The sequence below is a fragment of the Chryseobacterium sp. HR92 genome (assembly GCF_045689405.1).
Classification (GTDB): Bacteria; Bacteroidota; Bacteroidia; order Flavobacteriales; family Weeksellaceae; genus Chryseobacterium; species Chryseobacterium viscerum_A.
Map to the genome: position 1 here is coordinate 4,199,971 of NZ_CP139139.1, position 26,473 is coordinate 4,226,443.

Sequence of the window (26,473 nt, forward strand, 5' to 3'; positions counted from 1 at the left end):
TTCTTTTGTCACAAAATAAGGATCAAAAAATTCAAAAACCCGCATCCTGAAATCTGAAAATGAATCTCGAAACCTCCATAGAATACGTAAAAGGAATAGGTCCGGAAAGAGCCAAACTCATTAAAAGTGTATTGGGCCTAACCACTGTTGAAGATATGCTGAACTTCTACCCTATCCGTTATCTGGATAAAAGTAAAATTTATAAAGTTTCTCAGCTTCAGGAAGAAAGCAGCCAGGAAATACAATTGAGAGGAAGAATCACCCATGTTCAGGAAATCCAGACCGGGAAGACTAAAAGATTATCTGCAAAATTCAATGATGAAACAGGCAGTATGGATCTGGTATGGTTCCAGTATTCTAAATGGCTGAAAGAGCAGCTTCCTATTAACAAGGACGTTTATATTTTTGGGAAAATCAATGTTTTCAACCGTCAGTTTTCTATGCCGCATCCGGAAATAGAAGCTGAGGAAAATAAAGAAGGAGATACAAGGCTTAAACCTATCTATCCGAGTTCAGAAAAGCTGACTAAAAGGGGATTAAATCAAAGATTTTTTCAGAATGCCCTGAGAAATATCTGCAAAGAAATTCCGAATCTTATTGAAGAGAATTTTCCGGAATATCTGATGAAAACCTTCAAGTTCATGTCCAGACAGCACGCTTTTCTGAATGTTCATTTCCCAAAAGACAAAGAGCATTTTGATAAGGCTGATTACAGATTAAAATTTGAGGAATCTTTCTTTTTTCAATTAGGATATGGCTTGAAAAAGCTTCACCATAAAACACAGGCTTATGGTAACCCATTCCCTATTATTGGGGACCACTTCAACGATTTCTATGAAAACCATCTTCCTTTTGAGCTTACCAATGCACAGAAAAGAGTATTAAAAGAAATCCGTCTTGACATGAAAAGGCCAATTCAGATGAACAGGCTTTTACAAGGTGATGTAGGATCAGGGAAAACGATGGTGGCATTGTTAACCATGCTTATTGCTATGGACAACGGTTTTCAGAGCTGTCTGATGGCTCCAACGGAAATTCTTGCTCAGCAGCACTATAACGGAATCAAAGAACTCTTAGAAAAAACAGAAATCAATATCCGTATTCTGACTGGTTCTACCAAAGCGTCAGAAAGGAGAATTATACATGAAGAACTGGAAAACGGTTCGCTTTCAATTTTGGTAGGAACTCATGCTGTTTTGGAAGATAAGGTTAAATTTAAAAATCTGGGATTAGCCATCATTGATGAGCAGCATAGATTTGGAGTTGCTCAACGGGCTAAACTTTGGGCTAAAAATAAAATCCCACCCCATATTCTGGTAATGACTGCTACTCCTATTCCAAGGACTCTGGCAATGAGCTTTTATTCAGATCTGGATGTTTCCGTGATTGATGAAATGCCAGTGGGAAGAAAACCTATCATTACTGCTCACAGACGTGAAAAAGACAGACTATATGTTTATAATTTCTGTAAAGACGAAATTAAGAAAGGCCGGCAGGTCTATTTTGTATATCCACTTATTGAGGAATCAGAAACCTTAGATTACAAAAATCTGGCGGAAGGCTTGGAACATGTCATGGATTATTTCTCAGAATACAATGTGACCATGCTTCATGGAAAGATGAAACCGGATGAAAAAGACGCTGCAATGGCCTATTTCGCTTCGGGGAAAGCTGAAATTATGGTGGCAACTACAGTAATTGAAGTAGGCGTAAATGTACCCAATGCTTCTGTAATGGTCATTGAAAGTTCAGAAAGATTCGGACTTTCCCAGCTGCATCAGTTGAGAGGACGTGTAGGAAGAGGTGCTGAACAGAGTTACTGTATCCTGATGACTTCAGATAAATTGTCTAAGGAAAGCAGAACGCGTATCAGGACAATGACTGAAACCAATGATGGCTTTAAAATTTCTGAAGTGGATATGCAGCTCCGTGGCCCGGGAGATATTCTGGGTACCCAGCAAAGTGGTGTGGTAGATTTTAAGAGATTAGACCTGATAAATGATTCGGTGATCATCAAAACGACAAAAAATACGGTAGAAAAAATTCTGGAAGCTGATCCGATGCTGTCCAGACCTGATAATCTGATCATTAAAAACTATTATATCAGATACTACAAAGGAAAAAACAAATGGAGTAAAATTTCATAAAAAAACCGCAGAAAATACTTCCTGCGGCCCCCTTATAAAACTGTTATTTAGAAGAAATTACTTTGATATGTTCAAAAAAATTTATTTAATAGTTAAGGCTTAATATTTTGTGATGTGGTGTGAAAATATCTATATAACAATATAAGATTTGGATAAGCTAAAACCTTAACTATTAAAATAAATTATGAAAAACAAAATGAATTATTTTTTTCCAACTTGCTTATTATAAAAACTAACTGAGTTTCGGTGGAGATGAGGGAATGAAACGAATAAAAATATCTCCAACTACTTTTGAGTTTTCATGATTGTACCGTTTTGTTTAAAGATCTTCTGTGCTTTAAAATTGGAAAATTAGTATAATTCATTTTGTTAACTAACATCGTGATTTATATAATTTTTGTTTTTAGAAACAATTACTTCTCATTCATCTGTATCTTCTACTATATAATGAAATTTGTGTCTCAGATTACTTTTACAAATGTCAGTATATTAATTCAGATCCTTTTTATATTATTTTAATTATTAGTTATAAAATTTTCACTTATTTGTGAATAGTATGCATCAAATACGATTAATATTCTCGTAACACAAAATTAATAACTCCTTTATTCATCACACTTTAAGAATAAAATGGTCTTTATTCAATCCTGAAGTATGATACTGCCAATTGATTGTAATAACTTCTGTAAGCACCTTTTTCAGACTCTCAAAAGACTCTGGTTTTTTCATGAAAATATTGGCTCCTTTTACAAAAATATCTTCAATTTCATTTTCCGGAATCGGTTCCGAAAATATGGTGGTTACCATGTTATTGAATTTTGAATTTGCTTCAATTTCTTCCAGGCATTCCATACTGTCTTTTCCAGGGATAGTGTATTTTATGAAAACAATTTCCGGCACTACGGCATCATCATTATTCAGATATAGCATCATATCTTTTCCGTTACAGAAACATTGAACTTTTATAGAGATTTTCAACTCTTTCAAAATATTTTTAAAAAAAATCAAGGTGTTTTCATCGTTATCTGCTACTATTACGTTCAGAAATTCTTTATTCATACTGCATTTTAGGGTTTATTACCGTGCTTTGAGCTCTTCTCCGTTTTCCAATAATTTTTTGGAACTGGGAGGGAGTGATTCCTGTTGTGTTTTTAAACTGGGTGCTCAAATGCGCCACACTGGAGTAATTCAGCTTATGGGCTATTTCTGTAAGGCTTTGTTTATTTCTTATGATCAGGGCTTTCGCGTGCTCTATCTTTTGCAGAATAATAAAATTCTCAATAGATGTATAAGCGACTTCGGAAAATAGGTTGGAAAGATATCCATAGCTGTGATTCAGTTTCTCAGAAATATATATGGATGCTTTTACCGGTATGATCTCATCAGAAAAGACCAGTTCTACGATAACATCTTTTATTTTCTGTACCAACGCAGTCTTTTGACTTTCTATGATTTCTATACCATAATCTTCAAGATTTTTCTTAAAAAGACTGTGCTGTTCTTGTGTAAGGGGCTCATAAAATTCCACTTCACCGAAGTTCAGCAACCTGTACTTCAGCCCGTGTTCTTTAAGTTTTTCGTCCAATACCTTCTTGCAAAGGGCATTGAAATCAAATTTAACATACATTTTCATCCTAGTATATATAAGCCTGTTTTATTTAGTAAATATAATAATTTATTTCATTTAAAAGTGAAATAGGTGTAAATTTTTTATTTTTACCAAATAGACGCAAAAACTCCTGTATTTAAGAATACAGGAATTTAAACACTAAGGATGAAAAAAATATACTGATAAAAAGCTGTGTCAGCTCAAAACCAAGCATATGAATGTATTGTTATAAGTGATTTGGTTCTGAAGCAAAGATCATTCAAAAAAAGAAGTCACTTGTTATAGAATTACAGGATAAAGTTACAAAATTTTAAGTCAATCATGAGTGAATTAGAAACTCCATCATATAATCATCCATCACAAATCCATTTCCAATATCAAAAACACCTTCCCCATAAACCTTGTATCCTTGGGATTCGTAGAAATTTCGGGCAGAATTATTTTTATTTACATTCAAAATAATTCTTTCATTTCCACTTTCAGAAACTTTCTCATGCAGAAAATGAAGTGCTTTTTTACCGAATCCTTTTCCTTTACTTTCCGGAACAAGATAAATACGGTGCAGCTTAGTTGTTTTCTCTTCGTAATGATGTTCATATCCTATAAACCCCTCGTAAGAGTCATTATTTTCATCTTGAATAAGATAATAATGGTAATGAGGATTTTCAAGGTGGTTCAGAATTTCTGTTTCAGAATACATTTCGGAAAGCATAAATTCCATCTGTTCTTTCGAAAGAATGTCTGCATAGGCATTTTCCCATGATCTTCTTGCCAGATCCTGAATTAAAGGAATATCCACAGCTGTTGCCTGTCTTAATTTCATGATTTATTGTATTAATATGATTAAAAAAAGTGAAAAGCCTAAACTTTTCACCCTTTATATTTTTCCATGAACTTCTGAATTTTAAAACCATTTTAAAATTCAATTCATTATTAAATGTTGGCCATTTCAGCTTTAATTTTTGCATGAAGGCCTTCTGAAGCAGCCACTAAAGGAAGTCTTAAGAAGTTTTTAATGATTCCTTTTTCAGCCAGTATTACTTTAATACCGCAAGGGTTTCCTTCTGCAAAAATCAAGCGGGTAATATCTACCAGCTTATTATGAATTGCGTAAGCTTCTTTCACTTTTCCTTCAAAAGCTAACTGTACCATGGTAGAAAATTCTTTAGGATATGCCTGCCCGATTACGGAAATCACACCATCTCCACCTGCCAATGTTACCGGTAATGTATATTCATCATCTCCGGAAACCAATGAAAATCCTTCAGGTTTCTTTCTCAGAATATCAAAATACTGTAAAATATTGGGTGAAGCTTCCTTAATCAGGAATAAATTAGGAAATTCTTTGGCAAGACGAAGAGTGGTATCTGCCTCTACATTCTGCCCGGTTCTCGAAGGAACATTATAAATAATAATATTCTTCCCTGTCGAAGCTAACATTTTATAATGTTGGTAAAGACCTTCTTGGTTCGGTTTATTGTAATAAGGAGATACTGAAAGTACTGCTTCAAATGCAGAAAGATCTGCTTCTTCAATCTGTTTCTTAACGTCAAGAGTATCGTTGCCGCCAATTCCCAAAACTAAAGGAAGACGTTTATTATTCACCTTAATGATATGCTCAATTACCTGTTTCTTCTCTTCTGCAGAAAGCGTTGCGGCTTCTGCCGTAGTACCCAATACTACCAAATAATTGGTTCCGTTTTCGACATTGTATTCAACAAGTTTTGTTAAACTGTCGAAGTCAACGGATAAATCTTCATTAAAGGGCGTTACCAATGCAACACCTACTCCTTTTAAAATGCTCATCTGTTAGAATTATTTTTGTCAAATTTAATAATTTACAGTAAGAATTTGTAATAAATAATAATGTTTTATTATACATATAGTTATATTTGCATATACTAAAAGATATTATGAAAAATAAATTCTTGTTAATAGGAATTGCCCTGGCAGCCCTTACAGCATGCAAAACAGCTTCTACGCTGCAACTTGCGGATGTAAAATCCCAGAAAAATATTTCTATTAATAATGAGCTAAAAAATGATGAGGAGTTTGTAAAATTTATTGAGCCTTATAAGCAAAAACTGGATAAAGAAATGAACCAGAAGATCTCTCATACGAATGTGGATCTTACAAAGCAGGGCGATAACAGCAATCTGGGTAATCTTTTAGCTGACTATACGTTTGAAGGAGGTAATGAGTGGATAAAAACTCATCTTAAACAAAATGTAGATGCTGCATTGATCAATATCGGAGGAATCCGTACCACCATTGGAAAGGGCGATATTTTACTGAAAAATGTATTTGAAGTAATGCCTTTCGAAAATGAGGTGGTTATTGTAAAAATGAAGGGAGCAGATTTACAGGGGCTTTTTGAGTATTATGCAAAAACGCAGGTCAACAACCCTGTTTCTCATTTATACATTGAAACAAAGAATGGACAGATCATTAAATCCTTAATCAACGGAAAGGAGGTAGATCCGGCTAAAGACTATTATGTTGCCACTTCAGACTATCTTGCACTGGGAGGAGACAATATGAAATTCTTTGCAAAAGGAGAATCAATCTCAACAGGAATTAAAATGAGAGATCTGTTTATCGATTATTTTAAGAAGACTCCTGAAGTTGTAGTAAATTCTGATGTTCGTTTAAATTTTATCGGGAAGAAGTAATGGATAGAAAAAGTTTTTTAAAAGCAATAGGAGGCGGATCTTTAGCAATGGCTTTAGCTCCCAATATGATGATGGCGGAAGAGTTGAAAATTCTTGACCTAAAATCCGCAAATAAACTGACTATTCTTCATACCAATGACCAGCATAGCAGAATAGAACCTTTCGATGCAAGCTATACAAAAAACCCTAACCAGGGAGGTTTTGCAAGAAGGGCTAGCTTAATTCAGCAGATCAGAAACCAGGAAAGCAATGTACTGCTTCTTGATTCAGGAGATATTTTTCAGGGAACTCCCTATTTCAATTTCTTCGGAGGAGAGCTGGAGTTCAAATTAATGTCCATGATGAAATATGATGCCTCTACCATGGGAAATCATGATTTTGATAATGGTCTTGATGGATTTTTAAAGGTACTTCCTAATGCAAAGTTTCCTTTTATCTGTTCCAATTATGATTTTAAAAATACTGTTCTTGACGGGAAAACTTCCCAGTATAAGATCTTCAACAAGAATGGAATCAAAGTAGGAATTTTCGGAGTGGGAATTCAACTGGACGGCCTTGTAGGTAAAAAACAGTATGGAGAAACCGTTTATTCCAACCCTATTGATGTAGCACAGCATTATTCAAATTACCTGAAAAAAGATCAGAAATGTGATCTGGTGATTTGTCTTTCACATATTGGTTACGATTATAAAGATGAACCGAATAAAATAAGCGACAAAATTTTAGCGGCCAGTACAGAAAATATTGATATTATCCTGGGAGGCCATACTCATACATTTTTACCGGAACCTCAATCTTATACAAACAGACAGGGCAAAAATGTTCTTGTCAATCAGGTAGGATGGGCAGGTCTTCTTTTGGGTAGAATAGATTTTTATTTTGATACAAACAAAAACGTACAGCATATTTCCTGGAACAATCAGGTAATAGACAGCAGCATAGCATAACCGCATAATATGAAAAAACTCTCTATAATTTCTCTTGGTATTTTAGCATCCCTGCAGTTTACAAAAGCTCAGGTCATTTCATCAAAAAAATGGGCAGATCTGTTTTCCTATAACAAAGTCTTAGCAATGAAAGAAGACAATGGGAAAATCATTGCAGCTACAGAAAACGGAATATTCTATTATACAATATCAACAGGAGAAATTACGAAGTTGTCCAAGGCCAATGGCCTGCATAATGTTGGAATAACAGCCTTCGATTATAACCCACAGACGAAAACAGGACTCATTGGGTATGAAAACGGCTCTATGGATGTTATCACTCCACAGGAAATCAAATATATTGTAGATATTCCTATTGCTACCGGCTATAACGGAAATAAAAAAATCAATCATATTTCCATAACAGGAAATCAGGCTGTCATTTCTGTAGGCTACGGACTTTCCATATTTAATCTGAATAATAAAGAATTCGGAGATTCTGCATTTTTCCTGAATGGAGGGGTTTATCAGGCAAGTAATGAAGCCACTATATTCGGAAATAAAGTATATTCTGTAACGGATACAGGATTGAAAAGCCATCAGATGAATACTACCTTCCCGGTATATTCCACATGGACAACGGAAGCTCCCGGAGCATTCAAGCATATAGATTCAGAATCTGAGCTGGTATATTCATCCGCTACAGCTGCCTATTTTTATAACAACGGTACTCCTACCCAGCTTCCTACAAACTTTGATAATATCCATGATATCGTTGTTACATCCAATAATATTATAGTTACTGATAACAGAGTATATACTTATGGCATTAACGGAGTATCACAAAATGCGGTGAGCCTTGGAGAGGAATGCAACACTGCTATAACAGCTGGTGGAAAAATCTTTGGAGGAACTGTATTATCAGGGATCAAAGATGAAAGTAACAATACTTTTAAGCCATTAGGCCCTTACTATAATTTTGCCTATAATATTAATCTTTTCGATAATAATCAACTCTTGGTTTCCACTGGTGCCAGAGCAAATAATTACAATCACCCGTCTATTATTCCGCAAGAACCAGGATTTTATTATTTCAACGGTACGGATTGGATCTATCCTTCTTTTTTCAACAAAAGTAATCCAAATCGTCCAGTCTTTGTCAACGTATTGGATGCTATTATAAGCCCTTATAACAGTAATGAAGTTCTCTTTACTAATTATACAATGTTGTCTCACGGAGTATATAAAATGAAATATAATGCTACAAGCAAAGATTTTGAGCTGGTAAAGTATTATAATCTTGGCGCTGAGCCTTACTACAGACGCCCAGTAGGATTGACTACAGATACTCAGAACAATCTTTTTGTTTCCTTCGGATTTAATGACGGAAATCCTTCCATGGGGATCTATGATAAAGCCGCTGATGATTTTATCATCAAGAAAATCGTTTTGGCCAGTGATGGTATACAAAAGGCCGTTTTCCATGAAAATATGTTATGGACTCCATTGCCGAGATCTAATAACTTTTGGGTATATGACTATAAAAATGCAACCAACCTTTCCGATGATACAGACTATATTCTTGGTTCTGCTAATGGATTTAACAGTTCAGGAGGAATCCTATCCGTAGCATTTGATAAGTCCGGAGATGCATGGATCGGTACAGATGGAGGCTTAAGAATTATGCCTAATGCTGCATCTGAAATAAAAAAACCACAGCCTGAAGTAGAACCTATAGTAATAGAACAAAACGGGCTGGGTGAAGAGCTTTTCAGAGAATCAGCTATTCTTCAGATTGCAGTAGATGAAGGAAATTACAAGTGGGTATCCATTGATGGTGGTGGTGTATATTATCTGTCTGCTGACGGCCAGAAAACCATAAAACATTTTACTAAAGAGAATTCACCTCTTCCTACAAACAGCGTTACAGATATAAAGGTTGATAAGAAAACCGGGAAAGTATATTTTGTAACGTATAATGGTATTGTAACCTATCAGGGGGATGTTGCTGATGTAAATTCCAATTTCGGGGATGTTGTGGTATATCCTAACCCTGTTGTATATTCCAATTTTAAAGGAAAAGTTACCCTTAAAGGCCTTGCTGAAAAAACGAATATAAGAATTGTAGATGCAGCAGGAAATGTTGTACATTCTGCAGTGGCAAGAGGAGGTTATTATGAATGGGATCTTAATAATCAGAAAGGAGTAAGAGTAGCATCAGGAATGTACTTTGTCCTGATGACCAATGAAGACGGGTCTGATAAAGCTACAGCCAAAATAGGAGTAGTCAATTAATTAATGAATTCACAAAACGGTTTTTTACTTTCGTTTATAAAATACGGAGAAAATGATGCTGTATTGCATTGTTTCACTGAAGAAGAGGGTTTTCAAAGCTATTTTCTAAAAGGAATTTATTCTAAAAAAAATAAAAAGAAAGCCCTGCTGCAGCCGCTGAGCCAGCTGAATTTTTCAATACATCCACCCCGTGGCAATGGTATACCAACCGTTTCAAAGTTTGAACTGGTAAAAAACAATGATATTTATACGGATATAAGAGTTAATACCGTCATTTTCTTTATTTCAGATTTCCTGAGCCATATTCTGAAATATGAGGATAAAAATATTCCGATCTATGCCGGTATTGATCACTTTATCAATGAACTGACGAACAGAAATTATCAGGCACATCTTCTTTTTTTACTGGCTGTTTTAAAAATTCAGGGGGTTGCTCCACTGTTGAGTGATGGTAAGTTTTTAGATCCGGAAACCGGCACTTTTTCTTTAGGAATCAGCCATCAGCAGTTCAATGAAGAAATTTCTGCATTATGGAAAGAGGCACTTTGTGCTGAAAACCTGTATGCTACAAAAATCCATTCCTCATTAAGAAAAGATTTCCTGGACAGCCTTCTGGTGTACTATCATTATCATATTACGGATTTCAAAACACCTGCTTCACTGGAAATTATCCAGCAGATATTTGAATAGACGGATTCATGATTGGCTGATCTTTTTTTACAGTTCTTTTGTTTTTTCAATATCTTCAGGCATTTCGGTTTCAGATTCTGCAATTTCTTTTTTGGAGAATCTTGGCTGCAGAATTTTTGCAATAAGTCCCGTCCAGCCTGTCTGGTGGGAAGCTCCTACTCCACGGCCATTATCCCCATGAAAATATTCATAGAATAAGATATAATCTTTAAAATCCGGATCGGTTTGAAATCTTTCATACTGCCCGTGAACAGGTCTTTTTCCATTTTCATCTTTTAAAAAAATCTTTGCAAGCCTTTTGTTTAAAGCATCTGCTATCTGATCAAGGTTTAAGTAATTTCCACTTCCCGTAGGATATTCAACTAAGAAATCGGGACTGTAATAGAAGAAAAAGCGCTGAAGACTGTCGATAATCAGAAAATTGATAGGAAACCATACAGGGCCGCGCCAGTTGCTGTTACCCCCGAACAGTCCGCTGTCACTTTCTGCAGGTGTATATTTTACACTATAATCCGTTTCATTCAGAGTTAAAGTATAAGGATTATTTTCATATTCTTTTGATAATGCTCTTACTCCATAGTCACTTAAAAATTCATCCGGATTCAACATTCTGCTTAACAATCTTTTCAGACGATGCCCACGAAGCAAAGACAAAAGGTGTTTGGAATCCTGGCCTTTGACTTCCCATCTTGAAACCAGAGAAGCCAGTTCGGGTTTATTATCCAGTACCCATTTCATTCTTTTCTTAAAATTGGGAAGATTTTCAATCATTTCATCATCTATAACCTCAACGGCAAACATCGGGATCAGCCCTACAATGGTCCTTAATCTCAAATACATATGCGTTCCGTCATTAGAAGCTATGGCATCATAGAAAAACTCATCCTGCTCATCCCACAAACTGAATTCTTCATCACCCATATTATCCAATGAATTGGCAATCGCCAGGAAGTGCTCAAAAAACTTCATCGCCATTTCTTCATACACATTATTGTAAAGGGCCAGTTCCAGGGCGATCCGCATCATATTCAGGGCAAACATAGCCATCCAGCTTGTCCCGTCTGACTGTTCCAGCTGTTCTCCGTTGGGTAAAACAGCATTCCGATCGAAAACACCAATATTATCAAGCCCTAAGAAACCTCCTTCAAATATGTTGTTGCCATTGGTATCTTTTTTATTGACCCACCAAGTAAAGTTCATCAATAGTTTCTGGAAAGCACTTTCTAAAAATTCCAGGTCGGGCTTATCTTTTAAATATTCATCAATTTTAAATACTCTGAAAACAGCCCAGGCATGTACCGGAGGATTCACATCACTAAAGTTCCATTCGTAGGCGGGAAGCTGCCCGTTTGGATGCATATACCATTCAAACAGGAAAAGTTTCAGCTGATGTTTTGCAAAATCAGGATCTATCAAAGAAAAACTGATGGTATGAAATGCCAGGTCCCAGGTGGCATACCACGGATATTCCCATTTATCCGGCATGGAAATAATATGTTCGTTATTAAGATGCTTCCAGTCATAATTTCTGATTTTATCCCGCGACTTTGGAGGAGGCATTTCAGCCGGATCACCTTTCAGCCATTTTTCAACATTGTAGTGGTAAAACATTTTATTCCACAACATTCCCGCAAAAGCCTGCCTTTGCACCAGCTTTTCATCTTCCGAAGCAATTCCTTTCTGGATTTCAGCATAAAATTCATCTGCTTCTTTTTGTCTTTCTTCAAAAAGAGTTTCAAAGTCTTTAAAGGGTTCCCGTAAGTCCTTATCTGATATTCTGAATTCAAATATTCTGGATTCTCCGGCCTTGAAATCTTCATCAATAAAAAAAGAAGCTTTCGTTCCTGCATTCTTTGGATTCACTGACTGAGAATTACCTGTCATTACAAAATTATTAATCCCGTCTTTGCAGAATTTTGACTCATTTTGAGACTGGTAAAGTCTTTCATTATTGGTTTCATTGTTACAGAACAGGGTCTTTAAAGATTGTTTTGCGTAGACATTTTTGATCTCAATATCCTTATGGTTCACTTTAATACGGTCTGCATCTTCGGCAAATAACTGAGGTTCATAGTCATCATATCCCCAGTTCCAGGTATTCCGGAACCAAACTGTTGGTAATAGTATAAGAGGTACTTCTTTTTCAGATTTGTTGACAATCGTTAGCCGGACCAGAATATCATTCTGACTTTCCTTTGCGTATTCAATAAAGATGTCAAAATATTCATTGTGATCAAAAATTCCGGTATCAATCAGTTCATATTCCGTTTCATCCTTACTTCTTAAAGCATTTGTTTTCACGAGGTCTTCATAAGGAAAAGTATTTTGAGGATATTTATACAGCATTTTCATGTAAGAATGGGTAGGTGTAGAATCCAGGTAATAAAAATATTCCTTTACATCTTCACCATGATTTCCCTGTCCGTTGGTCAGTCCAAAGAACCGCTCTTTCACCATCTTATCCTTTTTATTCCAGAATCCCACAGAGAACACAAGTTTCTGAAGGTCATCACAGATTCCGCATATGCCTTCCTCACCCCAACGGTATGTTTTGGCTTCTGCCGTATCATGACTGGTATAATTCCAGGCATCACCGTTTTCACTGTAATCTTCACGAACAAGCCCCCATTCCCTGTTGCTTACATAAGGACCCCATTTTTTCCATGAAATATCTGAAATTCTCTGTTTTTCTGACATAGATAAGATGTTTTGTACAATTGTAAAATGTATTCATGTATTGATGACCACAAGCTCAAAACTTTAAACTTTAAACTTTAAACCTTGAACCTTGAACTTTAAACTACTATCCCCCCGTAGAAAAACTCTCAAACGTAGTCATTCCACCATCAACGAAAATGCTGGTTCCTGTGATATAATCAGCAAGATCACTGGCAAGAAAAGCAGCTAAATTTCCGATATCCTGCGGCTGTCCGATTCTGTTATAAGGAATAAGGGTAAGTAGAGAATTAAGTGCTTCAGGAGTATTCCATGCATTTTGATTAATAGGAGTCTGAATTGCTCCCGGGCAGATAGAATTGACCCTGATTTTGGCTGCTCCATATTCCTGAGCAAGGGTTTGCATCAACATTCTGATGGCTCCTTTACTGGATGCATAATTGGCATGCCCCGCCCATGGTATGATTTCGTGTGCAGAACTGATATGAATAATCTTTCCACAGGCAACAGAACGTGAAGGATCTATGCCACGTCGTAGAAATTCTTTAATGGCTTCTCTGGCACATAGAAACTGTCCCGTAAGATTGACACCAATGACAGCATTCCATTGGTCTATTGTCATTTCGGTGAATTTTGCATCCTTCTGAATACCTGCATTATTCACCAGAATATCTACGGTTTGAAATTCGGAAACAACATCCTGAAACATTTTGACTACCTGATCTTCTTTGGAGACATCACATGCGTAAGTAATTCCTTTTCCTCCGGCATCAGTGATTTCTTTCAAAACAGCTTTGGCTTCTTCTGCAGATCTTTCTGAGGAATGATTGACAATGACTGTTGCTCCAGCTGCAGCTAATGATTTGGCAATTCCTGAACCTATTCCACTGGAGGCTCCTGTAACCACAGCAACCTGATTTTGAAGTGATATTTCCATGTTTTGTAATTTGATGTTACTCAAAGTTATGGAAAGATATCAGCAGATAAAAAATTATGATTTTAAAATTTTATTAAAGTTTTTTGTGCATCAGATATTGAGGTCCGCTCCTTCCGATTCTGGTTTTACCATCATAAATGTATCCTGCCTGAAGATAAATATGGTAAGCAGAATTATTTTTCTGGTTTACCGCCAGTACAATTTCGTTGCACTCCCCAAAGTGGTTCTTTACAAAATTCCCTACCTCCAGCATAGCTATTTTCCCTATTCCTCGTCCCTGCATCTGAGGATTTACAGATAAGGAACGTAGTAAAACTGATGTTTCATCATCGGTAAGTTCAAATTTATCTTTCCCAAAATCAAGTACAAAAAAACCTGCAACCTGATCATTTTCAAATATAGTCACCGGAAATGCATCGTCATCATCCCGTTCACTGATACGTTGCAAAGCCTGTTGAGCTGTCGCAGTAAATTGCATCTGGTTTTCATCCAAAGCATAACTTACTCCGGAAAGATCTTCTGGTTTATAGAATTCTAAATGTATCATGTCTTAGTGATGGTATATATCTTCATACATTACTCCTGCACGGATTTCCACGGGAAGTTTATTCTCCTCAGGAACAATAGGGCAATTGTAATCGTAAGCATTATATGCACAAAAAGGATGATAAGATTGATTAAAATCAAGTACAATAGTGTTCCCTTTCGGAATTTTCAAATCCATATATTTTCCTCCTCCATAGGTTTCCTTTTCATTGGTAGCGTCACGGAACGGAAGAAAAAGGTAATCTTTGTATTTTTCCTGTTTAATTAAAGCCAGACTTTGGTACAATGTTACAGTATATGGCTTACCATCCAATGTAAAAGTTGCTTTTCCATATTCCTGATATGACTTTGTTTTCCCTGAAGAAGTGGGAAGTTCAAAGGGCTTTGTATCTTTTGATTTAACAAATTCCGCCATTACTCTGTATTTGGCATCAAAAGGAAAGAAAGGGTGTCCTTTAAAGTTTTTAAAATTATCTCCCCTTAATGGAGTCTCTTTTGAATTGAAGTATTCAGCATTAAGTTCTTTCTGAAATTTCTGAACATCTTTCTCTTCCTTTGAAACCGTTTTCTGAGAAAAAGCCCATAATGGCAGGAGTAAAAAGAGTACTATATATTTTTTCATGAATATAAAATTATAAATAAAACTATGAATTTTCGGAACAACAAAAGTTAAAATTCTAATAAAAAATATAATCTGTTTTAAATAAAATAAGCCCCTGCTGATCTAGCATACTTTTTGAAAAGCAAAGCTCATGGACAGAAAAAATTTCATCAGAACCAGTGTGTTGGCGATATCAGGTTTCTATTTTCTTCAATCTGAATTATTCCGGGCTGAGGAAAGAAAAAACAGCCAGATCAAAGAAAATACTGATGTTCCCATTATAATCATCGGCAGCGGGTATGGAGGTGCTGTATCTGCATTACGTCTTTGTGAAGCAGGAAAAAAAGTAGTGATGCTTGAAATGGGTCTTAACTGGGAAAAAGCAGGAATTCCGTTTTCCAATCTGCTGAAACCTGGGAAAAGCTCGGCCTGGCTGAAAAAGAAAAGCATTGCACCTTTCATGAATATTTTTTCTTTGACTCCTTTTACCGGAGTATTAGACCGTCTGGATTTTGATCATATCAATATCTGGGTAGGAAGAGGCGTTGGCGGAGGTTCTCTTGTGAATGGCGGAATGGCTGTTACTCCCAAAGAAAGTTATTTCAAAGAAGTTTTTCCGGATCTTGATGCTGAAAAATTCTACAATCATTACTTTCCTCTGGTACGGGAAGAACTCAAAGTAAATGTGATTGACGAGCAGTTTCTGAAAGACTGTCCTTATTATAAATTCACACAGGTAGGTGAAGAAGAGGCTCATAAAGCTGGTTTTAAAACCATGAGAGTTCCGAATGTATATGATTTTAAGTATATGGAAAAAGAATTCCGGAATGAAGTTCCCCGCTCTGCCCTTAATACCGAGGTCATCTATGGCAACAATCACGGAAAAAACAGTTTGGATAAAACTTATCTCAGAAAAGCACTAGAAACCGGAAACTTAGAAATTCTTGACCTTCACCGTGTTCAAACAATAAAACTCAATGATGATAAAAGCTATACATTAAACGTCCATCAGATTGATACTTCCGGAATTCCGGTTGCTGACAAAGTTTTCAACTGTAAAAAGCTGATTCTTTCTGCGGGAACAATGGGAACTTTACAGCTTCTTTTACAATCTCATGCAGAAAACAATTTTCCTGTTCATGAAAAGATCGGAAAAAAATGGGGAAACAATGGAAATTTTATGACCGGAAGAAACTGGGTAAAACCTTTGTCAGGCGGTACAGGAGCCAAGCAATCTACTATTCCGGTAGGAGGAATTGACAACTGGGATGATCCGGAACATCCGTTTTTCACAGAAATTGCCCCTTTACCGATGGGAATGGATGTTGCTACCGCTTTATATCTGCTGATCAACAGAGTCGATAAAAAAGGGGAAGTTACCTACAATAAAGCCAGCCAATCCCTGACTTTGAACTGGGACGAAAGCAATACCGCCAAAATGAAAGAAAATGCCCAATATTTTATCCGCAAAATGAATAAAGCCAATGGCGGAACCAGAAGCCATCTGCTTTTCAATAATGGTTTCGGAGCTGATATCTGTTATCATCCGCTTGGAGGATGTGTTTTGGGTGAAGCTACCAACGAATTTGGAAAGCTAAAAGATCATGAAAACCTGTATGTTCTGGACGGATCATTAATTCCCGGAACCATTGGTGTCAATCCGTTTGTCACCATTACCGCTATTGCAGAATATTGTATTGAAAACCTGATTAAACAGAATGAATTTGTCTGAAATCAGGGCATTGAATGTACTTCTGTAAGATAGTTCCGGATATCATCTTCCAGCTTTACCGGATAGATAAAATGAAGCTTTTCAGCCAAAGAAGTTCCCAGTTCATGAACCAGATCCGCACATGTAAGCAGAGCTTTCCAGTTTTCTTCAATATCATTTCCGGAGAAAGTGCCTTCCACTTTATTCCATAATTCCGGGGATAAATATTGTTTGAAGAGCCTTCCGTGTTTATTGGTTGTAATAGTATCCCAGTCATGATTTCCGGCAATATACCATTCGATCAAAGGAACGAGATAATCTGTACGCAGGACATTTTCAGACATAAATTTGGCATAAAAAATATCACCGCGTTTAAGGCATTTTGCTACATAGGTTGTATCCCACCAGAAGTCATTGATCAGCTGTTGAAATTCTTTTTCCGCAGGCTGATGGATCATGATCGACTGATAGGTAGGTGGTTTCATATTTTTTGTCAGATGATCTTTATCTATTAAAACCTGATATCCTACATCCCAATCTTCGGGAAGAGTTTCTTCATTGACTTCTTCAATAAATTCAGACACCTGATACAGCTTAAAGTCAACTTTCACATGGTCTTTATACAAAACCATTTTCATAGCATGTTTTCCCTCAAAAACATGGTCATCTTCTTCAATCATGGAAATAGGATCACCAAAAAGCCTGGTCCATTCATTTCCGGATTCATAAGATGCTCTATTCTCAAAAACAAGTTCTACATCAAGATCACTAAAATCATCTACAGGAGCATAAGGGTTTACCAATGAACTGGTAAGAAGAACAGCACGGATGTCCGGATTGTTTTCAGCCCAATGAATAATATGTTTCAGTTTTTCTTCCCTTATTTTCATATTTATCAGAATTCTGATATTTTTACCCGATACACATCGGAAGAGTTTCTTTTAATTGATTCTACAAAAAAGCCGCCTTCTTCAGGGATAACTTCTTTCAGATCAAAACTTTTGCAATCTTTCGGAAGCCCTGAAAATATCAGGGTAAACCAAAAATCTTTCATAAAAGGAACCGGCGTCCAATAAGGAGAAATTGAAATATTTTCTGCATGAATCAATTTGCTTCTATGCTCAGACTGATTGTCAAAAAGATAGGTCGAATGCCAGATCCTGATGAGATTTCCCAAAAACGGCGATGCTGGAAAACAACAGTGTACGATCACCTGTTTTTCTTCTTCCGTTTTTGCCTTAAGAGATTCCAGGATTTCCTTTGCAATAACAGGTTTTACAATTACTTCTTCCACCTTTTAATAAGTAATAAATAATGAGCAATGAGTAATAGATCTTCTACTCATTGCTCATTATTGGTATTAATATTCTAATTCTAATTTTTCTTTTGTATAATTCCTCACCTCATTGGTCAGTTCAGGATTTTCGGCCAGCTTTTGTCCATAGGAAGGAACCATTTCCAGCAGTTTTCCTTTCCATTCACCATGAAGTTTTTCCGGGAAGCATTTTTCCAGTACGTTCAGCATGGCATATACTGCTGTGGACGCACCTGGTGAAGCTCCCAGCAGAGAAGCAATGGTTCCGCTCTTGTTCACTACCACTTCAGTTCCGAACTCCAGTTTCCCCCCTTCTTTTTCATCTTTTTTGATGACCTGAACCCTCTGGCCTGCTACTTTCAGCTCCCAGTCATCTTCTTTAGCATCTTTGATGAATTCTCTTAAATGCTGCATCCTCTGGGATTTTGTCATAGCAACCTGCTGGATAAGGTATTTCGTCAGAGGAATATTGTGCCACCAAGCTCCGAAAAGTGATTTCAGGTTTTTGGTGTTTACACTTTCAGGAAGATCAAGATAGCTTCCCTCTCTCAGAAATTTGGTGGAGAACCCTGCAAAAGGTCCGAAAAGAAGTGCTTTTTTCCCATCAATAATTCTAAGGTCAAGGTGCGGAACAGACATCGGCGGAGCATCTACTGTAGCCTGTGTATATACTTTAGCCTGATGTTTTTCTACCAATTCCTGATTATGGCTTACCAGCCACTGTCCGGAAACCGGAAAACCTCCGTAGCCCTCACTTTCTTTAATATCTGAACTGTCCAATAACGGAAGCGCATATCCTCCTGCTCCAATGAAAACAAAGTCTGCAACAACTTCCTGTTTGTGACTATGAATTCTGTCTTTTACCTTCATTCCCCATTTCCCATCTTCTCTTGGATCTATGTCTTTCACTTCGTGGTATAAGAAAACTTCAACATTGGAATCTTCCAGAAGATGTCTTCCCATTTTTCTTGTCAGTGTTCCGAAGTTCACATCCGTCCCCATATCCATTTTCGTTGCTGCCATTACTTCAGACTGATTTCTTTTGCTCATTACCAAAGGAATCCATTCTCTCAGTTTCTCATGATCTGTAGAAAATTCCATTCCTGAGAAAAGAACAGATTCTGCCATTTTATCATGGCGTTTTTTAAGATATTCAGCATCTTTTTCCCCGAATACCAGGCTCATATGAGGGCAGGAATTGATAAATTCTTTTGGCTCATGAATATAACCTTTGGTGAGAAGATAAGCCCAGAATTGTTTTGAAATTTCAAACTGTTCTGCGATACTTTCTGCCTTAGTGATATCAATAGACCCATCTGGTTTTTCCGGGGTATAATTTAGCTCACAAAAAGCGGAGTGCCCTGTTCCGGCGTTGTTCCATGCTGCTGTACTTTCTTTGGCAAACCTTCCCAGTCTTTCAAAGATTGCAATTTCAAGATTTGGATCAAATTCATGAAGCAGCGTTGCTAAAGTGGCGCTCATGATTCCGCCGCCTATCAGTACAACGTCATATTTAGGTTTCGGTGTTCTGCTTGTAAGCGATTGTGACATAATTTTAAATTTTACTTCAAATTTCGGGAAAAGTTTTAAAAACAGGAACGCGTTTAACGATTTTAACACGTTATTTTTTGCAGCAAAAATACTTCTTGAGTACACAACAAAAAGCTATGGAAAATTTCAATAAAACACCATTGAAATGATTGATAATATCACACCGTTATTATCCCTGGATCATCAAAATGAAGCACAAAAAAACTTAAGCATTGGATGCTTAAGTTTCGATTAATTTTATTTTTCAGCAATAAAGCCTTGTTTTTAGTTCAATTTTGCGGTCAGTTTTTTAAACTGTTTTTCAGCATTTTTACCTTCATAAAGAATAGCATATACGGTATCTATAATTGGTAGTTTAAGATTTTTCTGCTTTGCTGTTTTATAAATAGAATCGGCAGCATAATATCCTTCAGCTACCATATTCATAGACTGAATAGCAGATTTTACGGTATATCCTTTTCCAATAAGGTTTCCAAGGTTCCTGTTTCTTGAGAAAAGTGAATAAGCAGTTACCAGCAGGTCACCCAGATAAGCACTTTCATTCACATCTCTTGGTGCTTCATAGATGGCTTCCAGGAAAGCTTCCATTTCACGGATTGCATTGGAAACAAAAACAGCGGTAAAGTTATCGCCATACCCTAATCCACTTGCGATTCCCGCTCCTATCGCAAAAATATTTTTAAGAATAGCACTGTATTCATTTCCTAAGATATCTTTACTTGTATGTACTTTAATAAAGTCTGAACTGAAAATTCCTTCAAGTTTTTCAGCCGTTTCATCTTCTACTGCCGCAATGGTAAGGTAAGAAAGTCTTTCCATTGCTACTTCTTCTGCATGACAAGGCCCAGCAATAACTGCCTGATTTCTGAACCCGATTTTAAATTCATCACGCAGATAATGGGCTACCACATCATTTACTTTAGGAATAATTCCTTTAATTGCAGAGATAAAGATCTTATCTGAGTAATCACAGGTCATCTTATCCAGTGTATCAGACAGGTAAATAGACGGGGTTGCCAGAACAATAACGTCACAGGCAGAAACCAGTTCGTTAATATCCGTTGTTAATTTTAAGCTTTTCAGATTAAAGTGAGCAGCTGTAAGATAAGTCGGGTTGTGTCCACGAAGCTCGATGGCTCCTTTTACAAATTCACTTCTTACGCACCAGTGTACAACTTTACAGTTTTCAACAAGCATTTTTACAATAGCGGTTGCAAAACTTCCGCTCCCTACAACTCCTACAGAAATATCCTTTTTATTCTTTTTTGGATTCGAAGATTCTGAAATAATTTTCTTTTTAGCCATAATTGGAATGTGAACTGCAAAGATATTAAAACAAAGACGTAACGAAGGCTTTGAAACTATGATAAACACCATTTTCTGAAAAAATTAACATTCCAACACAATTAAACAGCTAATTAACCGTTAAATACAGAAAAAACTGAATTTTAATTAAAAATAACCCTCAAAGCTTATTTTTAATTAAATTTGCAGCTTCAAAACCGTTTTAAATTTTACTAAGAGAAGAAATATGAAAAAATTTCTAAACAGCAAGAAGAACGTAAACATTCTCCTGGGAGGACTTTTGCTAGTAGTTTTTGCACAAGGTGTCTTCATTGCAAAGCTCTTTTCTGAAAGAGACGACAAAACCTACGAAGTTAATCTTGTAAAAATAAACACTGAAAAAGACAGTGTAGATTATCTAAAAATGAAAACTGATCTTACTCTCGTAGATCAGACAGTTGCTCAGCTCAACTCCTTCCTGAAGTCCAAAGACATTACCAATGAAAAGCTGATGATGCTCAATCAGGACAGTATTTCAAATTCTATTTATCTTTCCAAACAGGCCAACCGATACAGCCAGTATCTGATGGATCTTCAGAAAAAACTGATGCAGGTTCCTTTGGGTATGCCTACAGACGGATATATTTCCTCTAATTTCGGAGTGAGAAAAAACCCGATTCCGTTCAAAACTGTTTTCGCATCGGTAAAAACAAGTGCAGCCACAGAAACAAAACCTGTAGCGGTTGCAGCCGCAAAACCTGAGGTAAAAGCTGAACCTGTTGAAAAAATTGTAGAGCTTACAGACAGTTATGGAAATAAAAGAGAAGTAAAAGTGATGGTTACCCCAAAAGCTACACCTGTGGCTGCCTCCTCTGCTCCTGCGACTACAAAATCTGTTGCCGGAACTACAACAACCAAAACTGTCGCTGCTGAAAAAAACAATCCCCCTGCCGAAGCTGATCAGATGCAGTTTCACAAAGGGCTGGATATTGCCGTTGCCTATGGTTCTGATGTAAGAGCTGCGGCTGCCGGAACAATTATTTTTTCCGGACAGAAAGGTGGCTATGGAAACTGCGTAATTGTTTCTCACGGAAACGGACTGGCTACGCTGTATGGACACTTATCTCAACTTATATCTAAAGTGAATGATAAAGTAAAAGTAGGCCAGGTAATTGCTAAATCCGGAAATTCAGGACGCTCTACAGGTCCTCATCTTCATTATGAAGTACACAAAAACAATACTCCGATTAATCCGAAATTGTTTATGAATCTATAAAAAATAAAGGCTGTTCACATAGAACGGCCTTTTTATTTTTAATGTTGATCTGTCTGATTTTATGGAAACTCAATATTCAAGAGTTTTTTTGTCTTTCTGTCGAATGCCATATTGATAAAAGGAAAAACTTTATCTCTTACTCCTACTTCTCTAATGACAACAATGTGTCCCAAATTGGAATCTTCAATGAATTCAAATCCCTGGAACTGTGTTTTTTTAATCGGTCCGGCTATAGAATCCATTCTGGAAAGGACCTCTTTTGCCATTTTCTCTTTAGGTTTAAATTTAGGATCAAACATTTCAAGAATTCCGCTGTAATCTTTTTTGAGCAGAAATGAATTCACCTTTTCTACTTCCGGATATATATCTTTTACTTCCTGCAGTTCTTTTTGGGTGAATGATTTTGTAAAACTGGCGCCATCAGATAAAAGTAATTTTGTTTTGATAACATCATATTCTCCAGGTTTCTGATTCTGAAAAACTATAAATGCAATATTGGCGGCATTGGATATCGCTCTTTGAGGCTGGCTATTGATGAGTTTACTGTCTTTAACCTCCACTTCAAAAAAATCGCTGGATTTTCCATTCAACGTTTGCACTCCTTTTAACATTTCAGCATGGCCCCCATAAAATTTAAGAATTTCGTCGACAGATTTTTTATCTTCGGATGTAGTCGCTAGTTTACCACAGCTAAATAAAAACAACAGCAACAGAAAAGGCAGAATTTTAATTGATTTCATGAGTTATTATTTGATTTTAAAAATAAGCTACAGATCTTCTTCTCTTTTTAAAAGAATGATTTTCTGCAAATCAAATATAACAAAAAGTACATGCAAAATTTACATGTACTTTCAATTCTTACCATTATTTCAAAATTTTAAGAGTTCCTTTCGGATGGGTAAACGTACCGTCAGGGCCTGCAATATTTGAATAGATAATATTTTTATTATAATCCTGAATATGGGTTACATTGAAGCCCAGATGCGGCTCGTGCCAATATACCATAAAAACATTCTTTGCTACTTCTACAGCTGTATATTCTACAGTATCTGTACTGTTTTTTGAACTTCCTGCTATCCCGGCGAAGGTCATTGTTTTATTATCTTTAAAATCAAGGAGGAATTTTACGGCTCCAAAGTCTACTTCAACCTTACGACCGATGGCCGGGTATGGAGATTTAAGATCCCAATCCATTTCTTTAAGATACACTTTAGCTCCCATTCCCAGTTCGTCTTTTCCCGGAAGGTCAGGATATTTTTTAACCATAAAATCTACAATGGCATCCGAAGTTTTATTTCCTGTCACTGCCTGTTTATAGTTTTCCAGATAGCTTTTCACAAAATCAAGAGATTGTGGAGACATTGATAATTTTACAAAATGAGAAGGAATTACCTGTTCCGGTTTCAAAGCTTTCATTGCATCAATCTGCCCTATCCATTGATCAATTGCTTTTGCATTCTGGGTGTCTGCCATCCAAAGATGTGAATCTACAGAAACTGAAATCCCACCGGCAATGGTTTTAATGGAAGGAATCCAAAGAAAACTGTGTGCCGGATCTTCAGGATTTTGCCTGATTTCTATTTTGTTTCCTTCAAGATCAGGAATTGAAACAGCTGCTTCCGGAACTATAACTTCCGATGGTGCATCTGCTTTCAACTGCGGTTTCCATACTGCAAGTTTATCATCTTTTGAAGCTGATATCAGATAGGCTGTCTGCGCTGTTGAAATAATCTTTGCATTAGGAAACGCTTTTCTGATTACATCCAGTCCAAAATAAAAATCAGGATCGCTGTGAGAAATAAAAACTGTTTTAAGGTTTTTGCCTGTTGCTTTTATTTCTTTCACAAGTTGCTCTGCATATTGTTTCTGAAATTGGGCATCAACAAGTATGGCATCTTTATCTCCATAAATAATGGTGGAAGTAATCGGGAAAATAGCTTTGGTTCCCGGATTATATACTTTCACTTTAAGGTTTCCAGCAAATATGCTGATAAATCCCAGCAGCGTCAATAATGACAATAATTTCTTTTGTATCATTTCTGTCTTTTTATCATTAATAAGCTGCTGTAAAACGTTCTCTGATATGATTGTTCTGTTCCAGTTCATCTACCAAGACTACAGCTACATCTTCCACAGACAGACGGCTTCTTCCGTTTTCATCAAATACCGGAGTTTCTAATGAAGTTCTGTATTTCCCCGTTCTTTCTCCTACATTAGCCTGGTTCATTTCTACTGCAGGGCTGAAGAATGTCCAGTCCAGCGTTTTGTTTTCTTTGATTTTGTTCAGATAATCTCTTGCTGCTGTAGCACCTGGTTTGTAAGCATCCGGAAAATCAGGAGTATCTACGATCTGCACATTGTCCGGAGTATAAAGGCTTCCTGCTCCCCCTACTACAATAAGTCTTTTTACCCCAGACTGTTCTACTGCTTTTTGAATACTCTCAGAGCCAGTCAAAAAATCATTGTAAAGATTGGGATTCGTCCATCCTGCGTTGAAGGTACTGATTACAGCATCGCTTCCTTTTAATACTTCAGCCAATTCATCTACATTGTTTACATCAATACTTTTTGCCGTTACATTCTCCTGTGATTTTACTTTAGAGGCATCTCTTACCAATGCTTCTACAGCATATCCTCTGTCTGCTAATTCCGCTACTACGTGTGCTCCTACAAATCCTGTTGCACCAATTACTGCTACTTTTTTCATAATGTTTTATTTTTAAATTAAATTGTAATAAAATTTGTTACATTTGAAGTTAAAAAATTTTTATTCGAACTGGTCAGCGAATTCCTGTAATGACTTGTCTCCTAAAAACTTTACTACCAAATGATCTGTTTCTTCAAATAATGTATTTAAATGAATGTTAATTTCCTTACCAACACTGCATGCCGGATTAGGATTCTGATTTTTTTTACCTAATACTTCTGTATTTTTTACTGCTTTATAGATTTCCGAAATCGTAATCAATTCAGCATTTTTTCCAAGCTGACTTCCTCCTTCTTTCCCTTGTCTGCTGTTAATCAGACCTACTTCTCTCAATACGCTGATCTCCTTTCGGATAATCACCGGATTCACATTGATACTACCGGCTATCCACTCGGAAGTAAGCCACTCCTGAGGGCTCTTCGCCAATAATGTCATGATATGTATTGCCGTAGCAAATCTTGTATTGTTCATTATAATTACATTGCAAAGGTAAGCATTTTTTTAAATGTAACAAATTTTATTACAGTTAATTTTTTCTTAAAGGATTAATTTATCCAGATCAAGCAGCAGATAATTGATATTCTGATTGATAGTACGGGTTGCAGACTGCATCTGATTTAGCATGGCAGCACGGTTATTAAGATCATCTGCTCTATAAAATCCTCCATCACTAAAAATCACAGACTTATCTGCAGCTTCTTTTACATCATCAAACTGATAGTGAAGCCATCTTTGTTTCATATTTCCGATAATAGAGTATTCTTCTTTGTTGGAAAATTTTTTCTCAGTATACATATACCAGATAAAAGGAGGAAAGTTGGGAGACTCCAGTTTTTCTCTCCAGATATCCCTCAAAAGATTTCTCTGGTGGATAAATTCTACTTTTTTTCCTTTGGGATTAAGGGTTGCCAAACCAAACCCTGCTCCTAAAACACCTCCCCCAATACCTATGGCATTATCCCAGCCGTCACTTTTCACAATTCCTCCCGCAATGGATGAGGCTGCTCCGGCAATGATGGAATATAAAATCAGTTTATTGTTTCTGGATGCATTCAGATTATCCACATAACTTCCGATCTGAGCCACCCGCTCTCCTTCACAGTCGAATTCCGCCGCTACGGCATCAAGCTCTGTTAAAGCAATAGTAATTCTGCTGTTAATTTTGGTTTTAAGCTGCAATATTTTCACCTGTGAAGTGAGAGAAGAATCCTTTTTAAGTTCGATAATTTTGTGTACATCATCAAGATTACCCAATGCATTTAAAATTAAAATACTTTGATCAGTAAACATTCCACTGAGTTCTTTATTCGCTGTTAAAATAGAATCAGAATTATAAGAAGGAAGTTTATTATTGTAATTGTATTTAAAGGGAGCTTTACAGTAACTGTCCTTAAGGGTAAGAATATTCTGCTGGATCGCCTGGTTTTTTTTGGAAACACAGGACACCAGTAAGCTAACCACAGCGAGAAAGTAGAAGAGTTTTTTCATTCAGTCATATTTTTGTGTAGCCGAAACAATTATAAAACAAAT

24 protein-coding genes are annotated in these 26,473 nt (G+C 36.5%); 7 read left to right on the forward strand and 17 right to left on the reverse strand.

Translation table 11 applies throughout. The features are described 5' to 3' along the window. Positions 1-59: 59 nt before the first annotated feature. Positions 60-2,147, forward strand: coding sequence for an ATP-dependent DNA helicase RecG (gene recG, locus SFA27_RS18895; protein ID WP_407294237.1), 2,088 nt, complete (start codon positions 60-62; stop codon positions 2,145-2,147). A 612-nt stretch (positions 2,148-2,759) separates the two neighbouring features. Here the strand turns inward: recG and SFA27_RS18900 are convergent. The 4 genes from SFA27_RS18900 to dapA form a co-directional block, all read right to left on the reverse strand. After that, complete coding sequence (locus tag SFA27_RS18900; RefSeq protein WP_264519110.1) at positions 2,760-3,206, reverse strand: response regulator; 447 nt, start codon at positions 3,204-3,206, stop codon at positions 2,760-2,762. Next, positions 3,199-3,780: an AraC family transcriptional regulator gene (locus SFA27_RS18905; protein ID WP_047377832.1), complete on the reverse strand. Its 582-nt coding sequence runs from the start codon at positions 3,778-3,780 to the stop codon at positions 3,199-3,201. Before SFA27_RS18905 ends, SFA27_RS18900 begins: the two co-directional genes overlap by 8 nt. A gap of 295 nt (positions 3,781-4,075) precedes the next feature. Then, positions 4,076-4,579, reverse strand: coding sequence for a GNAT family N-acetyltransferase (locus tag SFA27_RS18910; RefSeq protein WP_047377831.1), 504 nt, complete (start codon positions 4,577-4,579; stop codon positions 4,076-4,078). A 110-nt stretch (positions 4,580-4,689) separates the two neighbouring features. Next, positions 4,690-5,562 carry a 4-hydroxy-tetrahydrodipicolinate synthase gene (dapA, locus tag SFA27_RS18915; protein WP_264519111.1) on the reverse strand — a complete coding sequence of 291 codons (873 nt, stop codon included), beginning with the start codon at positions 5,560-5,562 and terminating at the stop codon, positions 4,690-4,692. A gap of 107 nt (positions 5,563-5,669) precedes the next feature. Here dapA and SFA27_RS18920 point away from each other — a divergent pair, with 107 nt between their 5' ends. The 4 genes from SFA27_RS18920 to recO are packed head-to-tail and all read left to right on the forward strand — an operon-like array spanning position 5,670 to position 10,339. After that, positions 5,670-6,428: a 5'-nucleotidase C-terminal domain-containing protein gene (locus tag SFA27_RS18920; protein WP_047377828.1), complete on the forward strand. Its 759-nt coding sequence runs from the start codon at positions 5,670-5,672 to the stop codon at positions 6,426-6,428. Next, positions 6,428-7,375 carry a metallophosphatase gene (locus tag SFA27_RS18925; RefSeq protein ID WP_047377827.1) on the forward strand — a complete coding sequence of 316 codons (948 nt, stop codon included), beginning with the start codon at positions 6,428-6,430 and terminating at the stop codon, positions 7,373-7,375. Before SFA27_RS18920 ends, SFA27_RS18925 begins: the two co-directional genes overlap by 1 nt. A gap of 9 nt (positions 7,376-7,384) precedes the next feature. After that, positions 7,385-9,649 (forward strand): isoleucyl-tRNA synthetase, encoded by a 2,265-nt coding sequence (locus SFA27_RS18930; protein ID WP_047377826.1) that lies wholly within the window; start codon positions 7,385-7,387, stop codon positions 9,647-9,649. A 3-nt stretch (positions 9,650-9,652) separates the two neighbouring features. Continuing rightward, entirely contained in the window at positions 9,653-10,339 is a 687-nt protein-coding gene (recO, locus tag SFA27_RS18935) for a DNA repair protein RecO (protein WP_264519113.1), read from the forward strand. A gap of 27 nt (positions 10,340-10,366) precedes the next feature. Here the strand turns inward: recO and SFA27_RS18940 are convergent, their stop codons facing one another. The 4 genes from SFA27_RS18940 to SFA27_RS18955 all read right to left on the reverse strand — a co-directional run bounded on the left by SFA27_RS18940 (position 10,367) and on the right by SFA27_RS18955 (position 15,120). Continuing rightward, positions 10,367-13,036 carry an MGH1-like glycoside hydrolase domain-containing protein gene (locus tag SFA27_RS18940; RefSeq protein ID WP_407294243.1) on the reverse strand — a complete coding sequence of 890 codons (2,670 nt, stop codon included), beginning with the start codon at positions 13,034-13,036 and terminating at the stop codon, positions 10,367-10,369. A 106-nt stretch (positions 13,037-13,142) separates the two neighbouring features. After that, positions 13,143-13,952, reverse strand: coding sequence for a glucose 1-dehydrogenase (locus SFA27_RS18945; protein ID WP_407294246.1), 810 nt, complete (start codon positions 13,950-13,952; stop codon positions 13,143-13,145). Between the two features lie 73 nt (positions 13,953-14,025). After that, positions 14,026-14,499: a GNAT family N-acetyltransferase gene (locus SFA27_RS18950; RefSeq protein ID WP_047377822.1), complete on the reverse strand. Its 474-nt coding sequence runs from the start codon at positions 14,497-14,499 to the stop codon at positions 14,026-14,028. Between the two features lie 3 nt (positions 14,500-14,502). Further along, entirely contained in the window at positions 14,503-15,120 is a 618-nt protein-coding gene (locus SFA27_RS18955) for a DUF1684 domain-containing protein (RefSeq protein ID WP_407294248.1), read from the reverse strand. A gap of 130 nt (positions 15,121-15,250) precedes the next feature. Between SFA27_RS18955 and SFA27_RS18960 the strand changes: the two genes are divergently transcribed. After that, entirely contained in the window at positions 15,251-16,831 is a 1,581-nt protein-coding gene (locus SFA27_RS18960) for a GMC family oxidoreductase N-terminal domain-containing protein (RefSeq protein WP_407294250.1), read from the forward strand. A 2-nt stretch (positions 16,832-16,833) separates the two neighbouring features. Here the strand turns inward: SFA27_RS18960 and SFA27_RS18965 are convergent, their stop codons facing one another. The 4 genes from SFA27_RS18965 to SFA27_RS18980 form a co-directional block, all read right to left on the reverse strand. Further along, on the reverse strand, positions 16,834-17,700 hold the full coding sequence (locus tag SFA27_RS18965) for an AadS family aminoglycoside 6-adenylyltransferase (RefSeq protein WP_407294253.1): 867 nt from the start codon (positions 17,698-17,700) through the stop codon (positions 16,834-16,836). Between the two features lie 5 nt (positions 17,701-17,705). After that, positions 17,706-18,104, reverse strand: coding sequence for a hypothetical protein (locus tag SFA27_RS18970; protein ID WP_264519120.1), 399 nt, complete (start codon positions 18,102-18,104; stop codon positions 17,706-17,708). A 66-nt stretch (positions 18,105-18,170) separates the two neighbouring features. Further along, complete coding sequence (gene mqo, locus SFA27_RS18975; RefSeq protein WP_047377817.1) at positions 18,171-19,676, reverse strand: malate dehydrogenase (quinone); 1,506 nt, start codon at positions 19,674-19,676, stop codon at positions 18,171-18,173. 264 nt (positions 19,677-19,940) lie between these two features. After that, a complete protein-coding gene (locus SFA27_RS18980) occupies positions 19,941-20,981 on the reverse strand; it encodes an NAD(P)H-dependent glycerol-3-phosphate dehydrogenase (RefSeq protein ID WP_052184756.1) in 1,041 nt (346 codons plus the stop codon). 226 nt (positions 20,982-21,207) lie between these two features. Here SFA27_RS18980 and SFA27_RS18985 point away from each other — a divergent pair, with 226 nt between their 5' ends. Then, positions 21,208-22,236: a peptidoglycan DD-metalloendopeptidase family protein gene (locus SFA27_RS18985; protein ID WP_047377816.1), complete on the forward strand. Its 1,029-nt coding sequence runs from the start codon at positions 21,208-21,210 to the stop codon at positions 22,234-22,236. Between the two features lie 59 nt (positions 22,237-22,295). Here SFA27_RS18985 and SFA27_RS18990 read toward each other — a convergent pair whose 3' ends face one another. The 5 genes from SFA27_RS18990 to SFA27_RS19010 all read right to left on the reverse strand — a co-directional run bounded on the left by SFA27_RS18990 (position 22,296) and on the right by SFA27_RS19010 (position 26,431). After that, entirely contained in the window at positions 22,296-22,976 is a 681-nt protein-coding gene (locus tag SFA27_RS18990) for a hypothetical protein (RefSeq protein WP_407294256.1), read from the reverse strand. 124 nt (positions 22,977-23,100) lie between these two features. Continuing rightward, positions 23,101-24,273, reverse strand: a complete 1,173-nt coding sequence (locus tag SFA27_RS18995) for a MoaF-related domain-containing protein (protein WP_407294258.1) — start codon at positions 24,271-24,273, stop codon at positions 23,101-23,103. A 16-nt stretch (positions 24,274-24,289) separates the two neighbouring features. Beyond that, on the reverse strand, positions 24,290-24,943 hold the full coding sequence (locus SFA27_RS19000; RefSeq protein ID WP_407294260.1) for an NAD(P)-dependent oxidoreductase: 654 nt from the start codon (positions 24,941-24,943) through the stop codon (positions 24,290-24,292). 60 nt (positions 24,944-25,003) lie between these two features. Then, complete coding sequence (locus SFA27_RS19005; RefSeq protein WP_047377812.1) at positions 25,004-25,414, reverse strand: Rrf2 family transcriptional regulator; 411 nt, start codon at positions 25,412-25,414, stop codon at positions 25,004-25,006. 66 nt (positions 25,415-25,480) lie between these two features. Further along, positions 25,481-26,431 (reverse strand): hypothetical protein, encoded by a 951-nt coding sequence (locus SFA27_RS19010; RefSeq protein ID WP_407294262.1) that lies wholly within the window; start codon positions 26,429-26,431, stop codon positions 25,481-25,483. Positions 26,432-26,473 lie beyond the last annotated feature (42 nt).

Excerpts from the sequence above, each read along its gene's own strand:
- SFA27_RS19005 (WP_047377812.1), bottom strand. The coding sequence starts at position 25,414 with ATGAACAATACAAGATTTGCTACGGCAATACATATCATGACATTATTG.
- SFA27_RS18980 (WP_052184756.1), bottom strand. The coding sequence starts at position 20,981 with ATGGCTAAAAAGAAAATTATTTCAGAATCTTCGAATCCAAAAAAGAAT.
- SFA27_RS18955 (WP_407294248.1), bottom strand. The coding sequence starts at position 15,120 with ATGAAAAAATATATAGTACTCTTTTTACTCCTGCCATTATGGGCTTTT.
- SFA27_RS18940 (WP_407294243.1), bottom strand. The coding sequence starts at position 13,036 with ATGTCAGAAAAACAGAGAATTTCAGATATTTCATGGAAAAAATGGGGT.
- SFA27_RS18900 (WP_264519110.1), bottom strand. The coding sequence starts at position 3,206 with ATGAATAAAGAATTTCTGAACGTAATAGTAGCAGATAACGATGAAAAC.
- dapA (WP_264519111.1), bottom strand. The coding sequence starts at position 5,562 with ATGAGCATTTTAAAAGGAGTAGGTGTTGCATTGGTAACGCCCTTTAAT.
- SFA27_RS18905 (WP_047377832.1), bottom strand. The coding sequence starts at position 3,780 with ATGAAAATGTATGTTAAATTTGATTTCAATGCCCTTTGCAAGAAGGTA.
- SFA27_RS18965 (WP_407294253.1), bottom strand. The coding sequence starts at position 17,700 with ATGAAAATAAGGGAAGAAAAACTGAAACATATTATTCATTGGGCTGAA.
- recO (WP_264519113.1), top strand. The coding sequence starts at position 9,653 with ATGAATTCACAAAACGGTTTTTTACTTTCGTTTATAAAATACGGAGAA.
- mqo (WP_047377817.1), bottom strand. The coding sequence starts at position 19,676 with ATGTCACAATCGCTTACAAGCAGAACACCGAAACCTAAATATGACGTT.
- SFA27_RS18925 (WP_047377827.1), top strand. The coding sequence starts at position 6,428 with ATGGATAGAAAAAGTTTTTTAAAAGCAATAGGAGGCGGATCTTTAGCA.
- SFA27_RS19010 (WP_407294262.1), bottom strand. The coding sequence starts at position 26,431 with ATGAAAAAACTCTTCTACTTTCTCGCTGTGGTTAGCTTACTGGTGTCC.
- SFA27_RS18950 (WP_047377822.1), bottom strand. The coding sequence starts at position 14,499 with ATGATACATTTAGAATTCTATAAACCAGAAGATCTTTCCGGAGTAAGT.
- SFA27_RS18960 (WP_407294250.1), top strand. The coding sequence starts at position 15,251 with ATGGACAGAAAAAATTTCATCAGAACCAGTGTGTTGGCGATATCAGGT.
- SFA27_RS18995 (WP_407294258.1), bottom strand. The coding sequence starts at position 24,273 with ATGATACAAAAGAAATTATTGTCATTATTGACGCTGCTGGGATTTATC.
- SFA27_RS19000 (WP_407294260.1), bottom strand. The coding sequence starts at position 24,943 with ATGAAAAAAGTAGCAGTAATTGGTGCAACAGGATTTGTAGGAGCACAC.
- SFA27_RS18945 (WP_407294246.1), bottom strand. The coding sequence starts at position 13,952 with ATGGAAATATCACTTCAAAATCAGGTTGCTGTGGTTACAGGAGCCTCC.
- SFA27_RS18985 (WP_047377816.1), top strand. The coding sequence starts at position 21,208 with ATGAAAAAATTTCTAAACAGCAAGAAGAACGTAAACATTCTCCTGGGA.
- SFA27_RS18920 (WP_047377828.1), top strand. The coding sequence starts at position 5,670 with ATGAAAAATAAATTCTTGTTAATAGGAATTGCCCTGGCAGCCCTTACA.
- SFA27_RS18910 (WP_047377831.1), bottom strand. The coding sequence starts at position 4,579 with ATGAAATTAAGACAGGCAACAGCTGTGGATATTCCTTTAATTCAGGAT.
- recG (WP_407294237.1), top strand. The coding sequence starts at position 60 with ATGAATCTCGAAACCTCCATAGAATACGTAAAAGGAATAGGTCCGGAA.
- SFA27_RS18990 (WP_407294256.1), bottom strand. The coding sequence starts at position 22,976 with ATGAAATCAATTAAAATTCTGCCTTTTCTGTTGCTGTTGTTTTTATTT.
- SFA27_RS18930 (WP_047377826.1), top strand. The coding sequence starts at position 7,385 with ATGAAAAAACTCTCTATAATTTCTCTTGGTATTTTAGCATCCCTGCAG.